13 protein-coding genes and 1 pseudogene are annotated in these 16,963 nt (G+C 58.3%); all 14 read left to right on the top strand.

Features of this window, described 5'->3' with window-relative positions:
- Positions 1–252 (top strand): annotated as a pseudogene (locus AQS70_RS22560) (type VI secretion system contractile sheath large subunit); the annotation flags it as partial.
- A 12-nt stretch (positions 253–264) separates the two neighbouring features.
- Positions 265–675, top strand: a complete 411-nt coding sequence (gene tssE / locus AQS70_RS22555; protein WP_055104956.1) for a type VI secretion system baseplate subunit TssE — start codon at positions 265–267, stop codon at positions 673–675.
- 72 nt (positions 676–747) lie between these two features.
- Positions 748–2,529: a type VI secretion system baseplate subunit TssF gene (tssF, locus tag AQS70_RS22550; RefSeq protein ID WP_055104955.1), complete on the top strand. Its 1,782-nt coding sequence runs from the start codon at positions 748–750 to the stop codon at positions 2,527–2,529.
- Positions 2,493–3,497, top strand: a complete 1,005-nt coding sequence (gene tssG, locus AQS70_RS22545; protein WP_055104954.1) for a type VI secretion system baseplate subunit TssG — start codon at positions 2,493–2,495, stop codon at positions 3,495–3,497. The genes tssF and tssG overlap by 37 nt, the downstream gene beginning before the upstream one ends.
- A 6-nt stretch (positions 3,498–3,503) precedes the next feature.
- Positions 3,504–6,110, top strand: a complete 2,607-nt coding sequence (tssH, locus tag AQS70_RS22540) for a type VI secretion system ATPase TssH (protein WP_162233923.1) — start codon at positions 3,504–3,506, stop codon at positions 6,108–6,110.
- A 10-nt stretch (positions 6,111–6,120) separates the two neighbouring features.
- On the top strand, positions 6,121–7,629 hold the full coding sequence (locus tag AQS70_RS22535; protein ID WP_055104952.1) for a sigma-54 interaction domain-containing protein: 1,509 nt from the start codon (positions 6,121–6,123) through the stop codon (positions 7,627–7,629).
- A 68-nt stretch (positions 7,630–7,697) separates the two neighbouring features.
- Positions 7,698–7,838, top strand: a complete 141-nt coding sequence (locus tag AQS70_RS22530) for a hypothetical protein (RefSeq protein WP_055104951.1) — start codon at positions 7,698–7,700, stop codon at positions 7,836–7,838.
- A 17-nt stretch (positions 7,839–7,855) separates the two neighbouring features.
- Complete coding sequence (gene tagH, locus AQS70_RS22525) at positions 7,856–9,055, top strand: type VI secretion system-associated FHA domain protein TagH (protein ID WP_055104950.1); 1,200 nt, start codon at positions 7,856–7,858, stop codon at positions 9,053–9,055.
- Between the two features lie 5 nt (positions 9,056–9,060).
- Complete coding sequence (gene tssJ / locus AQS70_RS22520; RefSeq protein ID WP_055104949.1) at positions 9,061–9,558, top strand: type VI secretion system lipoprotein TssJ; 498 nt, start codon at positions 9,061–9,063, stop codon at positions 9,556–9,558.
- A gap of 2 nt (positions 9,559–9,560) precedes the next feature.
- Entirely contained in the window at positions 9,561–10,892 is a 1,332-nt protein-coding gene (gene tssK, locus AQS70_RS22515; protein ID WP_055104948.1) for a type VI secretion system baseplate subunit TssK, read from the top strand.
- A gap of 5 nt (positions 10,893–10,897) precedes the next feature.
- Positions 10,898–11,767, top strand: a complete 870-nt coding sequence (gene icmH / locus AQS70_RS22510; protein ID WP_055104947.1) for a type IVB secretion system protein IcmH/DotU — start codon at positions 10,898–10,900, stop codon at positions 11,765–11,767.
- A 13-nt stretch (positions 11,768–11,780) separates the two neighbouring features.
- Complete coding sequence (tssM, locus tag AQS70_RS22505) at positions 11,781–15,305, top strand: type VI secretion system membrane subunit TssM (protein WP_055104946.1); 3,525 nt, start codon at positions 11,781–11,783, stop codon at positions 15,303–15,305.
- Positions 15,305–16,033 carry a PP2C family protein-serine/threonine phosphatase gene (locus tag AQS70_RS22500; RefSeq protein ID WP_055104945.1) on the top strand — a complete coding sequence of 243 codons (729 nt, stop codon included), beginning with the start codon at positions 15,305–15,307 and terminating at the stop codon, positions 16,031–16,033. Before tssM ends, AQS70_RS22500 begins: the two co-directional genes overlap by 1 nt.
- Positions 16,030–16,902 carry a serine/threonine-protein kinase gene (locus AQS70_RS22495; protein ID WP_082428181.1) on the top strand — a complete coding sequence of 291 codons (873 nt, stop codon included), beginning with the start codon at positions 16,030–16,032 and terminating at the stop codon, positions 16,900–16,902. The genes AQS70_RS22500 and AQS70_RS22495 overlap by 4 nt, the downstream gene beginning before the upstream one ends.
- The last annotated feature ends 61 nt before the right edge of the window (positions 16,903–16,963 follow it).

Raw genomic sequence — 16,963 nt, 5'->3', positions numbered from 1 at the left:
TTGGGCTCGTGGAAAGAGCGCACCGACCTTGAGCTGGAACTCAACAAGTGGATTCGGCAGTACGTTGCCGACCAAGAGAACCCCGCTGCAGAAGTCCGTGGTCGCCGCCCTTTGCGTGCCGCGCAAATCTCGGTCAGTGACGTCGAAGGCGAGCCAGGTTGGTATCGCGTCAGCCTTAACGTACGCCCGCACTTCAAGTACATGGGGGCTGACTTCACCTTGTCGCTGGTTGGCAAGCTGGACAAAGAGTAACGAGGGCTAGGCATGACGGCATATGGCAGCCTTTTCGAACGCTTGGCCGGTGACTTGGATGAACGCCGTGGCTTGGGGCCAGCGGCCAGCGTTCAGGCGTCCGTAGCCGCTCATTTGGCCAAAATGCTCAGCACTCGAGCGGGCAGCGTGCAAACGCTGCCCGACTACGGGCTTCCCGATTTGAACAACATGCGATTGAGCCTGCATGACGCGCTTTCTCAAGCGCGTGAGGCTATCGAAACATTCATTGAACGTTATGAGCCGCGTCTGAGCCAAGTTCGGGTACTTGCTTTACCCAGAGACGGCGACCCGCTGCGGCTGGCCTTCAGCCTAGAAGGATGGCTGGAGGTGGAGGGGGCCAAGCGTCAGATCAGTTTCACTGCGCACCTCGATGGCAGTGGCCAGGTCAAGGTCGGCGCTTAAGACCGCCCTCGTAACGTTTAACCCTATGTGTTTTCCCGTGTTCAGTGCCTTCGACAACTAACAGGTAGCGCCGTGTCCTTTAACCATTACTACCAAAGCGAACTCACTGCATTACGTCAGTTGGGCAGTCGCTTCGCTGAGCGTAGTCCGGCATTGGCGCCGTTTTTGGGTCAGGCAGGCCGCGACCCGGATGTCGAGCGGCTGCTTGAAGGGTTTGCATTTTTAACCGGGCGCCTGCGTCAAAAGCTGGACGATGAGCTGCCCGAGCTGAGCCATTCTCTGATGCACCTGCTGTGGCCCAATTACATGCGGCCGTTACCCGCTTTCAGCATGTTGCAGTTCGACCCTTTGGAGCGTCCGGGCCCGGCATTGCGGGTTGAACGCGAGACACGTGTCGCGAGCAAGCCGATTAACGGGGTGAGCTGTCAGTTCAGAACCTGCTACCCCACCGATGTGTTGCCCTTGGCGTTGGTTGAGCTCAAACACTCAGTCAACGGTGAAGGCTCGTTGCTCAGCTTGCGTATGAATATGACCTGTGACGGTCACCTGGGTGAAGTGGCGCTAAGTCGCCTGCGCTTGCATCTGGCAGGCGAGCGTTACATCAGCCAAATGCTGTATTTGGGATTATTACGCCATTTGCACGGTGTCACCGTGGTGCCCTTGGATGGCGATGGTCGCGCTGTGGAGGGTCACGACAATCTGGCTTTCAGCCTGCCACCTACGTGCGTTCAACCGGTGGGGTTTGCCGAAGAAGAAGCGCTGATCCCGTACCCGCTTAATACCTTTCGCGGGTATCGCTACTTGCAAGAGTACTTCGCGTTTCAGGACAAGTTTTTGTTTGTTGATCTGGGCGGGTTAGAGCCTCTTAACAGTCTGCCAGAAGAGGCCCTTAAGCAAGTTCGGGGCTTGGAGTTGCGCTTTGATATTCGCCAAAGCAGTGCCCAGCGCCTGCGTCCAACCTTGGACAACGTGAAACTGTACTGCACGCCCATCGTGAACCTGTTTCAACACGACGCAATGCCCGTGCGTCTGGACGGTAAGCAAGACGAATACCTGCTGATGCCCTCAAGGCTTGGCTCGGAAAATTGCGCGGTGTTCTCGGTCGACAGCGTCACCGGTTGGCGTGTCGACGGTTCGGGTTCTCAGCGCTATGTGCCGTTCGAGTCATTCGAGCACGACCAAAGTTTTGATGTGACCGATGAGCAAACGCACTACAGCGTTCGGCAGCGCCCAGCATTGCTGCATGAAGGGCTCGATACCTACCTCAGTTTTGGCACCCGCCAGCCTGAAGCGAGCGAAACCCTATCCATTGAGCTGACCTGCACCAACCAGAATCTGCCTCGACGCCTCAATCAGGGGGATATTTGTCTGCCCAGTGAAGGCACGCCCGAGTTCCTGACGTTTCGCAATATCGGGCCGGTAACACCCAGTTACGCGCCGCCACTGACGCGTGACTTCCTCTGGAAGCTGATCAGCAACATGTCGCTCAACTACCTATCGCTGGCCAACGTTGATGCGCTGAAGGTGATTCTCGAAACCTACGACTTACCGCGCTACTACGACGAACACGCCGAGCGTGTCAGCAAAAACCTACTCAATGGCCTCAAGTCGATTCGTCATGAACACGTGGACCGCTTGCATCGCGGCCTGCCCCTACGGGGGCTGCGCACCGAACTGACGATTGATCCCCAAGGCTATGTCGGGGAGGGCGACGTGTTTGTGTTTGCCTCAGTGCTTAACGAGTTTTTTGCGCTTTACGCCAGCCTCAATTCGTACCACGAACTGCGGGTCAACAGTACACAGGGAGAAAGCTACCAATGGACACCCCGCATGGGGCTACAGCCCCTGCTCTAAGCGTATTAACCCGAGGCATACGGGAGTACTCGTTGTTTCAGGCCGTGCTGTTGGTCATTGAGCGCCTGCGTGAGGGCAATGCTGACATCAGCGAAGACGAACTCTATGACCGCGTGGAATTTGTGGCGAACCCGAGTCTCGGTTTTCCGGGTTGCGACGTTGACGCTGTTGAGTTCTTCGTTGAGCACGGCCAAGCCCGCGCGCGCTTGCGTTTCAATCTGATGGGGCTGGTGGGCTCAGCATCGCCATTGCCAGCGTTTTATGGTGAGCAGGCGCTAGGGGATGGCGATGCCGAGAACCCAACGCGTCAGTTTTTAGATCTGTTTAATCACCGATTACAACGACTGTTACTGCCCATCTGGCGCAAGTACCGCTACCGCGCTCGCTTCGAAAGCGGAGCCAAAGATCCGTTTTCCAGCCACTTATTTGCGCTGATCGGTTTGGGCGGCGAAACCATCCGCGACGCGAAAGAACTGAACTGGAAGCGCCTGCTGCCTTACCTCGGCTTGTTGAGTTTGCGCGCCCATTCGGCGGCTCTGATTGAGTCGGTATTGCGCTACTACTTCAAGCACGCCGACCTGACGATTGAGCAGTGCATCGAGCGCCGCGTCGAGGTGCTGGCAGAGCAGCGCAACTGCTTGGGGCGTGCCAATCATCAACTGAGTGAGAACCTGGTGCTGGGCGAGCGTGTGCGCGATTGCAGCGGAAAATTTCGCATTCATATCCGCCAGCTCAGTTGGGACCGTTTTCATGAGCTTCTGCCGATAGGCACGGGTTATCAGCCGCTTTGCGCGCTGGTGCGATTCACCCTGCGTGACCCGCTGGAATACGACATTCGACTGGTGCTGCGACACGACGAAATCCGCGAGCTACGCATTGCCGAGCACAACCCCTGTCGACTGGGCTGGACCAGTTGGCTGGGCCGCGAACATGCGGACGGCGTAGTCACCCTAGGAAAAGCACATTAAGGAGTTTTGGCCATGATCAACGTAGACCTGCAACAACTGATACAGGCACTCGACGCCGATACCCGGCGCGACCTAGAGGGCAGTGCCGAGCGCTGTGTGGCACGCGGCGCCAGCCAAGTCTTGATTGAAGACCTGTTGCTGCAATTGCTGGAGCGCCCTGATGGCTTACTGGCGCGTGCGCTTCAAGACGCACACGTTGATGCTGGGCACTTGAGTGCTGTCTTGCAGCCGCGCAGTGAAAACAGCGCGTCGCGCAACCCGGTGTTTGCGCCGCAACTGGTGCAGTGGCTACAAGATGCGTTGTTGGTCGCCAGCCTCGAGTTGGGGCAGAGCTATATCGACCAGGCGGCCTTGATTCTCGCCTTGCTGCGTAACCCGCTGCGTTATGCCGCAAGTGCTTATCAGGCGTTGTTGGCCAAGCTCGACATTGAGCGCCTCAAGGGTTTTGCCTTGTCGCAACATGAGCCATCGGACAGTGGTCGGGCGCCAGCCTCGGGCGAGTCGTTATTACTGCGCTTTACCCACAACCTGACGGAGCAGGCGCGGGCCGGAAAACTTGATCCGGTGTTGTGCCGCGATGACGCGATCCGCCAGATGATCGACATTTTGGCTCGCAGGCGTAAAAACAACCCGATTGTGGTGGGCGAAGCCGGTGTCGGCAAAACCGCCATTGTTGAAGGTCTAGCATCGCGTATCGCGACGGGCGAAGTCCCGCCAGTGCTGCTTGGGGTTGAGTTGCTGTCGCTGGACATGGGGCTATTGCAGGCTGGGGCCAGCATTAAAGGTGAATTTGAGCGCCGTCTCAAAGGGGTCATTGACGAAGTTAAAGCCTCCCCTAAACCGATCATTTTGTTTATTGATGAAGCCCACACGTTAATCGGGGCAGGGGGCAATGCCGGAGGTTCGGATGCAGCCAACCTGCTTAAGCCCGCACTGGCCCGTGGTGAGCTGCGAACCATCGCCGCTACCACGTGGGGTGAGTACAAAAAATACTTTGAAAAAGACCCGGCGCTGGCCCGACGCTTCCAACCGGTGCAGCTGCACGAGCCGACCGTCAGTGAGGCCGTCACCATCTTGCGTGGGCTGGCTCACGTGTATGAAAAAAGCCACGGTATTTATCTGCGTGACGACGCGGTTGTCGCGGCGGCGCAATTGTCAGCCCGCTATCTGGCGGGGCGCCAGCTCCCAGATAAAGCAGTCGATGTTCTCGACACCGCCTGCGCCCGAGTGCGTATCAGCTTGGCGGCTGCGCCGCAAAAACTTGAACAGTTGCGCGCAGAGCTGGCCGAGGGCGGTCGTCAGTGTCAGGCCATGAGCCGTGATGCCCATGCCGGTTTGTTGATTGATCAAGCGCAGTTGCTGGCGCTGCAAGAGCGTCTGCTGCAAGCCGAAAGCGAACAGCTTGCCCTTGAGACGCGCTGGAATGAACAGCGCGCATTGGCCGAGCGCCTGCTGGAGCTACGCCAACAACTGGCCCAAGCTCGCGACTTTAGCGAGCCGAACCTAGACCTGAGTAACGGCCCAAGCGTTGCGCAGCTCGAAGCGGACCTTAGCCAAACGCATCGCACCCTGAGCGAAGCTCACACTCTGGAACGGCTGGTCAGTTTTGAAGTGTGCCCGCGCCTTGTGGCCGAAGTGATCAGCGCCTGGACCGGCGTTCCAGTGTCGCAACTGGCGCGCGAGCATAGCGCCAAAGTAAGCAGTTTCGGCGCCGACTTGAGCGCCCGAATTCGCGGGCAGGAGCAAGCCATCCACGCCCTTGACCGTTCCATGCGCGCCACGGCGGCGGGCCTCAATAAGCCGGATGCGCCCGTGGGGGTCTTTTTGCTGGTGGGGCCGAGCGGCGTTGGTAAGACCGAAACCGCCCTGGCGTTGGCCGATCTTTTATACGGCGGCGAACGCTTTATCACCACCATCAACATGTCCGAGTTCCAAGAAAAGCACACTGTCTCGCGCTTGATTGGCGCACCGCCCGGCTATGTAGGTTATGGCGAGGGCGGCATGTTGACGGAGGCCGTTCGGCAAAAGCCCTACTCCGTAGTGCTGCTCGATGAAGTCGAAAAAGCCGATCCCGATGTACTCAACCTGTTCTATCAAATCTTTGACAAAGGCGTTGCCAATGACGGCGAAGGGCGAGAAATCGACTTTCGCAACACCTTGATCCTGATGACCTCCAACCTGGCCAGTGATCGGATCAGTGCACTGTGCGAGAACGGGGCGCGGCCAAGTGCCGAAATCCTTGAGCAGAGCATTCGTCCGGTACTGAGCAACCACTTCAAACCCGCGCTGCTGGCGCGGATGCGCGTTGTTCCGTACTACCCGGTCAGTGGCCCGGTGTTGCGCGAATTGATCGAGATAAAACTTCAACGTCTGGGCGAACGTCTGCAACGTCGTCAATTGGCGTTCAGCTATTGCCAGCCCTTAGTCGACCACTTGGCCGAGCGCTGCACCCACAGCGACAGCGGTGCGCGCTTGATCGACTACTTACTGGACACACACGTCATGCCACTGATCGCCGACCGCCTGCTAGAAGCCATGGCCAACGCGCAAACCCTCACGAGTGTGCGAGCCACGCTAGATGCGCAGGCCCACGTGACCTGTGAGTTTGCTTAAGGTGGAGCCGATGTTCGTTCAGCTAGCCGACCCTTTGGCGTATGCCGAGTCGTTGCTCCAGCACTTTGCCAGCGTGGCGCGTTGCACCCGCAGCGTCAGTGTTGTCGATCAGTGCGTGCGTGCGGTGGCGCAACTGAGTGGGTGTGAGTTGAGCCAGCTGTACTTACTCGATGCAACCCATAAGCGCTTGGAGTTGACCGCAGAGTGGTTCGAGGGCGGGGTGCAGCCCAAGCGCGCTCAGGGGCTGCCGACGGATTACAGCGGGCAGCAACTGTTGCAATTCGCTCTGTGCCAAAGCCGGGTGGTGAGTATCGACGACCTCAGCGAGGGGCTGTATGACACCGATTTTTTACCCCGCCAAGATCTGCCCTGGCGGGCATTGTTATGCGTGCCATTGCTTAACGCACAACAGTCAGTTGAGGGCGTTTTGCTGGCGGTGACCCATCAGCCGGTAGAGCTATTGGCCTATGCGCCGTCGATTGGGGTTTTTGGCACTTTTGTCTGGGGTCAGCTTCGCTTGCATCAACAGGGCGAGCCAATGGCGTTGCCATCCAGTCGGGAGGGTAGTGCCTCAGGGCTTATCGGTAACAGCCGGGTCATGCGTCAGACCTACCATCTAATCAATAAAGTGGTTAACAGCCCTTACACCGTGTTGCTGATGGGTGAAACCGGAACGGGAAAAGAAATCGTCGCTAGGGTGATTCATGATCGCAGCCCGCGTCGTGCCCGGCCCTTTGTTGTGCAGAACTGCGCAGCGCTCCCTGAAGCTCTGCTTGAAAGCGAGCTATTCGGTTATCGCAAGGGCGCCTTTACCGGCGCTGATCGCGATCGCGCGGGGCTGTTTGACAGCGCCCACGGTGGCACCTTGCTGCTGGACGAGATCGGTGACATGCCGCTGGCGCTGCAAGCCAAATTATTGCGGGTATTGCAGGAAGGCGAGATTCGACCATTAGGCTCCAACGTGACCCACACCATTGATGTGCGAATCATTGCGGCTACCCACCGCGATTTGACGCAACTGGTCAGCCAAGGGCTGTTTCGCGAAGACCTGTATTACCGCCTCGCACAATTCCCTATCACCTTGCCCGCATTGCGTGAGCGAGAGGGCGACATTCTCGATCTGGCTCGACATTTTGCTGACCAGACCTGCGGTTTTTTGCAGCGCCGACCCTTGCTCTGGTCGGCGTCAGTGATGGAGCAACTGGCCAGCTATGCCTTCCCTGGCAATGTGCGTGAACTCAAAGGGCTGGTCGAGCGCGCGGTATTGCTCTGCGAAGGCGACGAACTGCACTCCGAGCATTTTTCATTGGCCCGCGATGCACCCCTTATGCCCTGCACACTTAATTTGCGCGAGCGTATGGAACAGGTTGAGCGGGGGCTGCTACTCGACTGCCTACGCAAAAACGCCGGTAACCAGACCCGTGCAGCCCATGAACTGGGTGTTGCTCGACGCACGCTGTTGTATCGCTTGGAACGCCTGAATATCAGCTTGGGCGATCTTAAAAGGACGGGGTCGTGAGGTCCCTGCCGTCGCGGCTGCAATCCAGCGCAAACCAACCCTAACCCGATTCTTTGGAGACTCTCCTGATGACTGCCCGTCTCTGGTGCGCGGTGCTGCTGACTTTCGCCGTGCTGTGTGGCGCAAGTGGTTGCAGCGCCAATTACAAATTCAACGACAACAGCTATCGCCCATTGGGTGATCCGCACGCGGTCAATCGCGGTAAGTGACCGTAAGGAGCCTCACAATGGAACTGGTATTTGACCTGCTCGACACCGGGTCACGGGACGCCGCGCAGGTGATGCGCAAAACCTTCTCAGAGCAGGGCGGCACGATTGGACGTAATCCGAGTTGCGATTGGGTACTGCTAGACAGCTCAAGAAACGTCTCCAATTGTCATGCGCATATCAGCTACCGAGACGGGACCTTTTTCTTCACCGACAGCAGTACCAACGGCAGTTGTGTGAACCGTTCAGGAGTCTGGCTGATCAAGGGCCAAGCGCAGCGTATTGAGCATGGCGATGTGTTTTTTATCGGTCATTTCCAGATCTGTGCGCAGTTGGAGCACGAGCTGCAAGCAATGCTGGATCAGGTCGGCCGGCCTCAACCGGCGGGTAGCATCATCCCGGATGATGCATTTCTAGCACTGGACCCACTCGACCCCATAAAAATACCCGCCGCGGTGTTTGCCGTACTGGATGAACCTGAACCTACGCACAGCCAACCCACAAGCTGGGAACAGCGTGTCGACTATGCGCAGATTGACTATGAAAATCTGCGGGTGCCGCATCTGGTAGAAGCCCAGAAGGCTCCATTGCCAGACCAAACAGCGCCCTTGGGCCCGCCGAGCGACGATGCTTTCTGGGTAGCTTTTGGTGCGGCAGTGGGGGTTGACCTGTCGCAGCAATCGCGTCACGACCGCGAAGCGCTGGCGCTCAAGGCCGCCCGACTGCTCAATCACAGCATCAGCGGTTTGCAGCAAAGCTTATGGACCCGCAGTGAACTTAAAAATCAACTGCGACTGGCCCACACAGCCGCCCCGGAGGCCCGACAAAATCCGCTCAAATCCACCCAAGATGCGACTGAGGCGTTAGGCCTGTTACTGGCCCCGAAAAAGCCCCATCAACTCGGCGCCGAGCAGGTGGTTTGGCGTGCATTTCGTGATGTCCAGGCGCATCAAGTGGCGTTGTTGAGTGCCAGCCGTGCGGCGATTCGCAGCAGCCTTGAACATTTCTCCCCGCAGCAACTGATCTTGCGTTTTGAGCGTGATGGCTATCAGCCGTGGCTCACGACATCCGGTAGCCGCTGGCGTGCATTCACTCGTTATCACCAGACCCTGCAACGAGACGATGACTGGTGCGAACGCCTGCTGGCCCGCGATTTCGCCCAAGCCTATGAAGAGCAAGTCCGGTTGATCTCCACCCTTCACAATGACCCTCAAGGATGATGCGCATGTCGCGTAGTACACCCCTTCACCTCAACGCATTGCTGGCACTGACGGTGCTGTTGCTGAGCGGATGTTCGGCGTTATCGCCGTACTCCAGCGTCACCAAGCTCGACCTTACGTTGAGCGCCAGCGATCAGGTCAACCTCGACCTGAATGGTCGTCCTTCGCCGCTGGTCATCCGGCTGCTGGAACTCAAACATCCAGTCGCTTTTGAGAACGTCGATTTCTTCAGCCTGTATGAACGCCCAAAACCCTCGCTATCCCCCGACCTGGTGACCAGTGAAGAACTGACATTACGCCCCGGCGAGAGCGTCGATCTTAAGCTGCGCGTCGAACCCGGCAGCCGCTATGTCGGGGTGTTAGCAGCCTATCGTGACTTACCGCAAACGCAGTGGCGCTATGTGGTTCCGCTGGCGTCCGGTGAGCTGACCAATACGCATCTGGTGTTCGATCAGGCGGGCATACACAACGCCGAACGGGCACTTGCACAGGCGGATGATTGAACATGAATGCACACAAAGTTATCTGGCGCGAAGGCATGTTGTTGCGGCCTCAGCACTTTCAACAAAGTGATCGTTATTACCACCACCAAATGAACGCCCGCACCCAACTACTGGGTCGTTACACCTGGGGTTTTTTGGGGCTGGACATCGACATGCAGTTTCTCAACATGGGCAAACTGGTGATCAGCCAGGCATCGGGCATCTTGCCGGACGGTAGCCTGTTCGAACTGGGCGGCAGCACTCAGGCATTGGTGCTGGACGTGCCGCGGCACACCGCCAACACGCCGGTTTATTTGGCGTTGCCATTGGTCACGGGCAATCACATCGAAACTCGACGCCTCGATCAGGGCGATGTGCTGGCGCGCTACACCGCGTACGACATTGACGTGTCCGACTCAAATGCCGGTGACGACGCCAGCAGCCAAGTCAGCTGTGCCCGCCCTGATTTTCGTTTGCTGTTAGGCGCGCAACAGAACGATCAAGCCTGCATCAAATTGCAGCTTTGTCAGATCCTCGACACCACTTCAGACGGCGTTATTCGCCTTGATGAACACTTCGTCCCGACCTTCATCCACGCCCACGCCTCGGGCTACGTGCTGTCCTGCCTGAAAGAAGTCATCAGCATGATCGGCAACCGGGGCGACGCACTGGCGCAGCGCATCAGCTCCAATAGCAAGGTCGGCGGGGCAGAGGTCGGTGACTTCATGATGCTCCAACTGATTAACCGTACCGAACTGGTGTTGCGCCATTACTTGAGCCTAGAGCAACTGCACCCCGAAGAGTTGTATTGCTCATTACTGGCCATGTTGGGTGACTTGGCGACCTTTGGCGGCGAGAGCAAGCGCCCGCAACTGCGCAGCACCTACCAACACAGTAATCAGGGCGAAAGCTTTCGCACCTTGATGGACGCTATTCGCCAAGTGCTGTCGATGGTGCTTGAGCAACACGCCATGGAGCTGGTGCTGGAAAGTCGCCAATACGGGGTGCTGGTGTCACCGCTGACAGACCACGCACTGCTCGCCACCACCTCGTTTGTGCTTGCCGCACAGGCCCATTGTGACAGTGAGGAACTGCGTCACCGGTTGCCCGCGCACCTTAAGGTTGGGGCCGTCGAAAACATTCGCCAACTGGTCAACCTGCACTTGCCGGGGTTCAAGGTTAAACCCTTACCGGTGGCGCCACGGCAGATCCCGTTTCACTCCAACAAGACCTATTTCATCCTCGAACTCGGCAACGAAGAGCTGGCGCAGCTAGAGCGTTCGGGTGGGTTTGCCTTTCATGTTTCGGGCGAGTTTTCAGCGCTTGAACTGCAATTTTGGGCCATCAGGAACTGACCGCCATGCGTACGGATTCACAACACCCAACAGATGACAGCACGGTGATGGTTTTTCGTAATGGTGACACCCCCGCCACGGGTGCCCTGACCGATGTGCAGGCGCCGCCAAAAATTGAGCAACTTGAAGAGCGAATGATCTATTCGGCTCGGGTCAAGCCTGCCGAAAAATTCAGCGTGAGCGTAAACCCGTTGGTGGCCGCCGCCAGTGAAGTGCTGTCGTACGTGGTGCATATCAAACACAGCACCACACCCGACACGCTGCTTGGCTTACACAGCCAACTCACCACTGCGCTCAAGGCTTTTGAAGCCAATGCCTTGTGTCGTGGCGTAGACAGCCAGCACATGATGAAAGCCCGCTACATCCTGTGCACGGTGGTCGATGAAGCCGTGGTGACGACGCCTTGGGGAAAGGAAAGCGAGTGGTCGCAACAGAGCCTGCTCAGTAGTTTCCACAATGAAACCTTTGGCGGTGAAAAGGTCTTTCAGGTGCTTGAACAACTGTGCAAAGACCCGGTTTACAACCTCTCGTTGCTGGAGCTGATTTACCTGTGCCTGGCCTTGGGTTTTGAAGGCAAGTTTCGAGTGATCGAGCGCGGTATTCATGAGCTCGATGGCATTCGCGACGCGCTGTATCGACAGATCCGGCATTTGCGCGGCGACGTTCCACGCGAGCTTTCACCTCGTTGGCAAGGGCTCAAGTCCCGCCGCCACAGCCTCACCCGCATCGTGCCGGGCTGGTTGCTGGCGACCTTCACCGCAGGCTGTCTGGTGGTCATGTTTTCGGGCTTTGCTTGGGTGTTGGGCGAGCAGCGCAAAGTGGTATTGCAACCGTATCAACAGCTCGACACGCCGGTTGTTCGGCCGCAGTTGTAATTAGGATTAGGTCATGAAAAATAGTATGAAAAAGCTTGGCACCTTTGTGTGCCAGACCTGGGTGTGGACGTTGGTATTGCTGCTGTCCATCGCGCTGTTGGTGTGGTGGGTCGGCCCGCTGCTGGCGGTCGATGATTATAAATTTTGGGCCGACTCGACGGCTCGGTTGTTGACCATCAGTGCGCTGTGCCTGATCTGGGGCCTAACCATGGTCTTTGTGAGCTGGCGCGCCGGTGTGCGGAAAAAAGAGGCCGAAGACAGCGAGGTTGGTCAAGAGCGCGAGCGCCGCGAAGCGCTGATTAAAGCCTCGCACAAAGAACTGCGCACACGCTTTAAAAAGGCCTTACACACGCTCAAAACCTCCAGCGTGTACCGTGGCCGAAGTGAGCGATGGCGCGATGAGTTGCCGTGGTACTTATTGCTCGGGCCTCACGGCAGCGGCAAAACCAGCTTGCTGGACTTTTCGGGGCTTGAGTTCCCGCTGAACAAAATTGACCGCAAACTCACCCGCGACACCAGCGGGACTCGCGACTGCGAGTGGTACTTCGCCGAAGATGGCGTGCTGATCGACACCGCTGGGCGGTTCTTGACCCAAGACGCCACCCCGGCAGATGCCAGCGGTTGGCGCACCTTGCTCGACTTGCTGCGCAAACGCCGACGTGAGCGCCCGCTCAATGGCGTCTTGGTGACCTTGCCGGTCGACGCGTTGCTCTCAACTGACGAAAGCCGCTTGTCTGACCTTGCTGAGCAGGTTCGTTTGCGCCTGCAAGAGGTGCATCAAACCTTGCACATCGAAGTGCCGGTGTATCTGGTGCTGAGCAAGGCCGACAAGCTGTTGGGCTTTACCGAGTTTTTTGAGCAGTTGAGCCGCGAAGAGAGCGACCAAGTGTTCGGGGCCAGTTTTGGTAAAGATCAGAGCGGTGCCGATGTGGCGTTGCTGCGTGCCGAGTTTGAGTCGTTGTTGGGGCGTCTTAACAGCCAAGTCATATCCCGCATGCATCAAGAGCGCGACACTCAACGACGCGGGCGCATCCTCGACTTTCCTCATCAACTGGGCGCCATTGGCGAGCGCTTGTGCCTGTTCGTCGACATGGCTTTCACCGGTAATCGCTACCAGCGTGCCAGCCCGCTGCGGGGCTTTTACCTAACCAGCTCGCCCCACGTGAAGCAACAACTCGACGCGGCAACCGCTCAAGTCGGTTCCGAGCTAGACATGAAAGCCCAAGTGCTGCCGACCTTGCACAGTGGGCGCTCGCATTTTGTTCATCATCTATTGAGCCGGGTTATTTTCCCTGAGGCCGAGCTAGCGGGGCTGGACAAGCGCGAGCGTCGACGGCTTCACTGGGGCCAACGCGGCCTGTACGTGGGCGCGTTGACGGTACTCGGTGGCTTGGGGCTACTGTGGACAGCGAGCTTTTCGACCAACCATGAGCGTTTGGATACCTTGCGCGAATTGGCGCAGCAAGGGAGCAAGCAGCGCTCACTGTTAAGCCCGCGTGATGATGCGCGGGCAGTGCTCAGCACACTCGACACGCAATACGCGGCGACGCGGATTTTCCCGTCGCTGATCGACGCACCGCTGTATGAGCGCACGGGGTTGTATCAGGGGGGCGCCAGCCATCCGGTGGTCACTCGGGCGTATGAGCGCGAACTCCAAGTGCAATTATTGCCCCGAGTGGCTCAGCAGCTTGAAGCTCAGATCCGCGCTAACCTCAACAACCGTGATCGTTTGCTCAACAGCGTCCGCGCTTACCTGATGCTGGGGCTGCCAGAACGCCGCGACAACGCTTGGCTCCGGGCTTGGGTGGCCACCGACTGGTCGGCGCGTTACCCCGGCAATACCGCCGTGCAGAACGGGCTAAACCAACACTTTGCGCGTTTGCTGGGCCAGACCGTGAATTACCCGCTCAACGACACCTTAGTCGCCCAAGCGCGGCAGGCCCTGCGCAGTGAGTCGCAGGCGTCGGTGGTGTACCGCATGTTGCGCGACCAAGCGCACGCCTTGGCGCCCTACAGCTTTGCTCAGCATCTGGGGCCACAAGCCAGCGTATTCAGCGGCGCAGACTACGTCATCCCAGGGTTCTATACCCAGCATGGCTACAAACAGTATTTCTCGGTTCAAGGCGCCTCACTGGTCAGTGAAATTCTGCGTGACAACTGGATCCTCGGCGAAGGCAGCAGCATCAGCGCCATGGACTTGCGCAAGCTGATGGTCGAGCTTGAGCAACTGTACTTTCGCGATTACGCCACGCACTGGAGCGAAGCAGTCGGCCAATTGGCATTGCAGCCGTTCAACAACGCCCGTGAAGGCGCGGAGCAATTTGCCGGTTTGACCTCTGCCAACTCTGCGGTGCTGCATTTGTTGCTTGAAGTGCGCGAAAACACACGCTTGTTAAGCCTCGCTGAAACCCTTGAAGCCCTGCCGGAAGCTGACGACAGCGTTCCGAAAAAGCTGAGCGACGTCGCAACCGCAACCGCAACCGCGGCGAAGGCGTCAGATGCACTGGCGGCAAGCCTGCCAGACACCGCCAAAAAAGCTTTGCAGCGTCGCTTCGAACCATTGCATCGCTTGCTCGATGAAGACGATGGCCCAACGCCCGACCTCTCGTCAGCCCTGCTGGGGCTAAATGACGTACACCTGCAACTGGCCAGCCTAGCCCGCGCCAGCACGCCGGATCATACGGTCTTCGAAATGGCCAAGTCGCGCATGACCGGCCAGCGTGACGCCTTGAGCCAACTGCGTCAGGCATCACAACGCTTACCCAGCCCGCTCAACGGGTGGTTCAACGCGATGGCCGAAGACACTTGGCGTCTGATGCTCAGCGACACCTATCAGTTCATCAACCAGCGTTATCAGCGTGAGGTGTTCAGCTTTTACGTGCGCGCGATCAAACAGCGCTATCCGTTCAACGCACATAGCAGCAGCGACGTGGCCCTGAATGACTTCCGTGAGTTCTTCCGCGGGCAAGGCATCAGTGAGCGCTTCTTCGACAGCTACATGCGGCCTTTTGTCAGCGGTGAAGCGGGCAACTACCGTTTGCGCAGCCTCGACGGGCAAAGCTTGCCGATGGGCAAAAACTACCTCGATCAAATGGCGGCGGTGCAGGTCATTCGGCAAAGCTTCTTCGCCCAAAACCCGGCCGAGCCGCAGGTGCAGTTCACCCTAGAGCCTTACAACCTCGACTCCAGCGTTAGCCGGTCTGAGTTCCGCTTTGGCAACCAGTCCATCGAATACCGTCACGGCCCTATTGTTCCGGTGACCTTGCAGTGGCCAACCGAGGCTGAAAATGGCCGCGCCAGCCTGGTCATGGAAAAAGCCACAGGGCGCCCGGTCGGCATCGAAAAAAGCACTGGGCCTTGGTCATTGTTTCGATTGCTAGACCTGATGCAGACCGATTACCTAAGTGGCCGTGATGTCATGGTGCTTAAAGCTGACGTGGGCGGTCTACGCGCCAATTACCTGTTGATGAGCCAGCGCACGCCCAACCCGTTTGATATGGACGTGTTGCGCAGCTTCCGTTTGGCAGAGCAACTGTGATGGAGCAGCCCCAGCAATGGCGCAGTGCGGCGGGCACCGACCAAGGCAAAGTCCGCGAGCGTAACGAAGACGCCATCCTCGACTGCCCGCAGCATGGGCTTTGGGCCGTAGCGGATGGCATGGGCGGGCATCGGGCGGGCGATATTGCCAGCCAGTTGATCGTCACCAGCTTGGGTGAACTGACGCAGGCGCAGACGTTTGATGAGCGGCTTAGCGCTGTGCGTCAATGCCTGCATTGGCTCAACCGGCGCATGGGTCAGGAACTGACCCTCAGTGATCAGCATGCGGACGCCATCATGGGCAGCACCGTGGTGGCGCTGTTGTTAGACGGTCAGCGCGGAGCTTGCGTGTGGGCAGGTGATAGCCGTTGCTACTTGTGGCGTGGGCAGCAGTTGTACCAACTGTCACGCGATCATTCGTTACAGCAGCAACTGATGGATGAACACGACATGAGCAGCGATGAGGCGCTCGCTCACCCCGGAGCCCGCGCCCTGACCCGTGCCGTGGGCGCCAGCGAGCACCTAAGCCTGAGTGTGGTTGAGCTAGAAGTGCTGCCCAGGGATGTGTTTTTGCTGTGCAGCGATGGGTTGTATCAGGACCTCAGCCACAGCGAAATAGGCAACGCCCTGAGCCTGATTTCCCCGCAGGTGGCATTGGCACGTTTGTTGGACGGCGTACTGCGCGGTGAAGCGCGTGACAACGTCAGCGCCGTGGTAATTCGCCAATGAGTGCGAGCGACGTGCAAGCGTCAGAGGTGAAGTCACGGGCAGTGCCAGAAGTACTGGGCGGGCGTTACTGCATCGAGCGTTTACTCGGTGCGGGAGGCATGGGCACGGTGTATCGGGCGCGGGATCTGCTTCAGGAACAGTTCGGTGACCCACAGCCTTACGTCGCGCTAAAAGTCCTCAGCGAAGCCTATGAGCATTCACCCGATGCCAGCGCGTTACTCTTCAATGAGTACGCGCTGCTGCGTCACTTGCATCACCCCAACGTACTGCGCCCTTACAGCTTTAACGTCGATACGACACACCAGCGGGTGTTTGTCGTCATGGAACTGTTGCGCGGCCCAACCCTGGACCGTTTGTTATGCGAACGGCCTTTGGGGGTGGGGTGGCCCGTGTTACGCGACATTGCCTTGCCGTTGCTGGACGCCGTCGCGCATGCCCACGCGCGGGGTGTTCTGCACGGTGATATCAAACCGAGCAATGTGTTGCTCAGTGAAGACGGTGTGCGGGTGTTCGACTTTGGATTGGGCCAAGCCGAGGCGGGCACATTAGAGGGGCTGGCGCATGTCAGCCGACACCGCGTCAACGCTTGGACACCGGGTTATGCCGCGCCTGAAATCCTAGACGGCGCGCCGTTGACCCGCGGCGCCGATGTGTTTGCGCTGGGTTGTTTGTTGTATGAACTGGCCAGCGGTAAACACCCGTTTAAGCGCCAACCTGCCACCAAAACCCGCCTCAAGCGCCCTAAAAACCTGCCACGCCATGCATGGCGCGCCGTGCGCCAAGCCCTGACCGTCGACCCTGCCAAACGCCATATCAGCGCCGCGCAATTGCATGAAGCGCTGATGGCCAAACCGGGATTTTGGGGTTAGCCAGATCGCTGCAATGCCGTGTAGGGGCAAGGTCAAAAGATCGCGAGCAAGCTCGCTCCTA

This window comes from Pseudomonas endophytica, from assembly GCF_001411475.1.
In the GTDB taxonomy this organism is placed as follows: Bacteria; Pseudomonadota; Gammaproteobacteria; order Pseudomonadales; family Pseudomonadaceae; genus Aquipseudomonas; species Aquipseudomonas endophytica.
The sequence above is the reverse complement of the archived record's forward strand: the minus strand, read 5'-3'. Positions and strand labels throughout refer to the sequence as shown.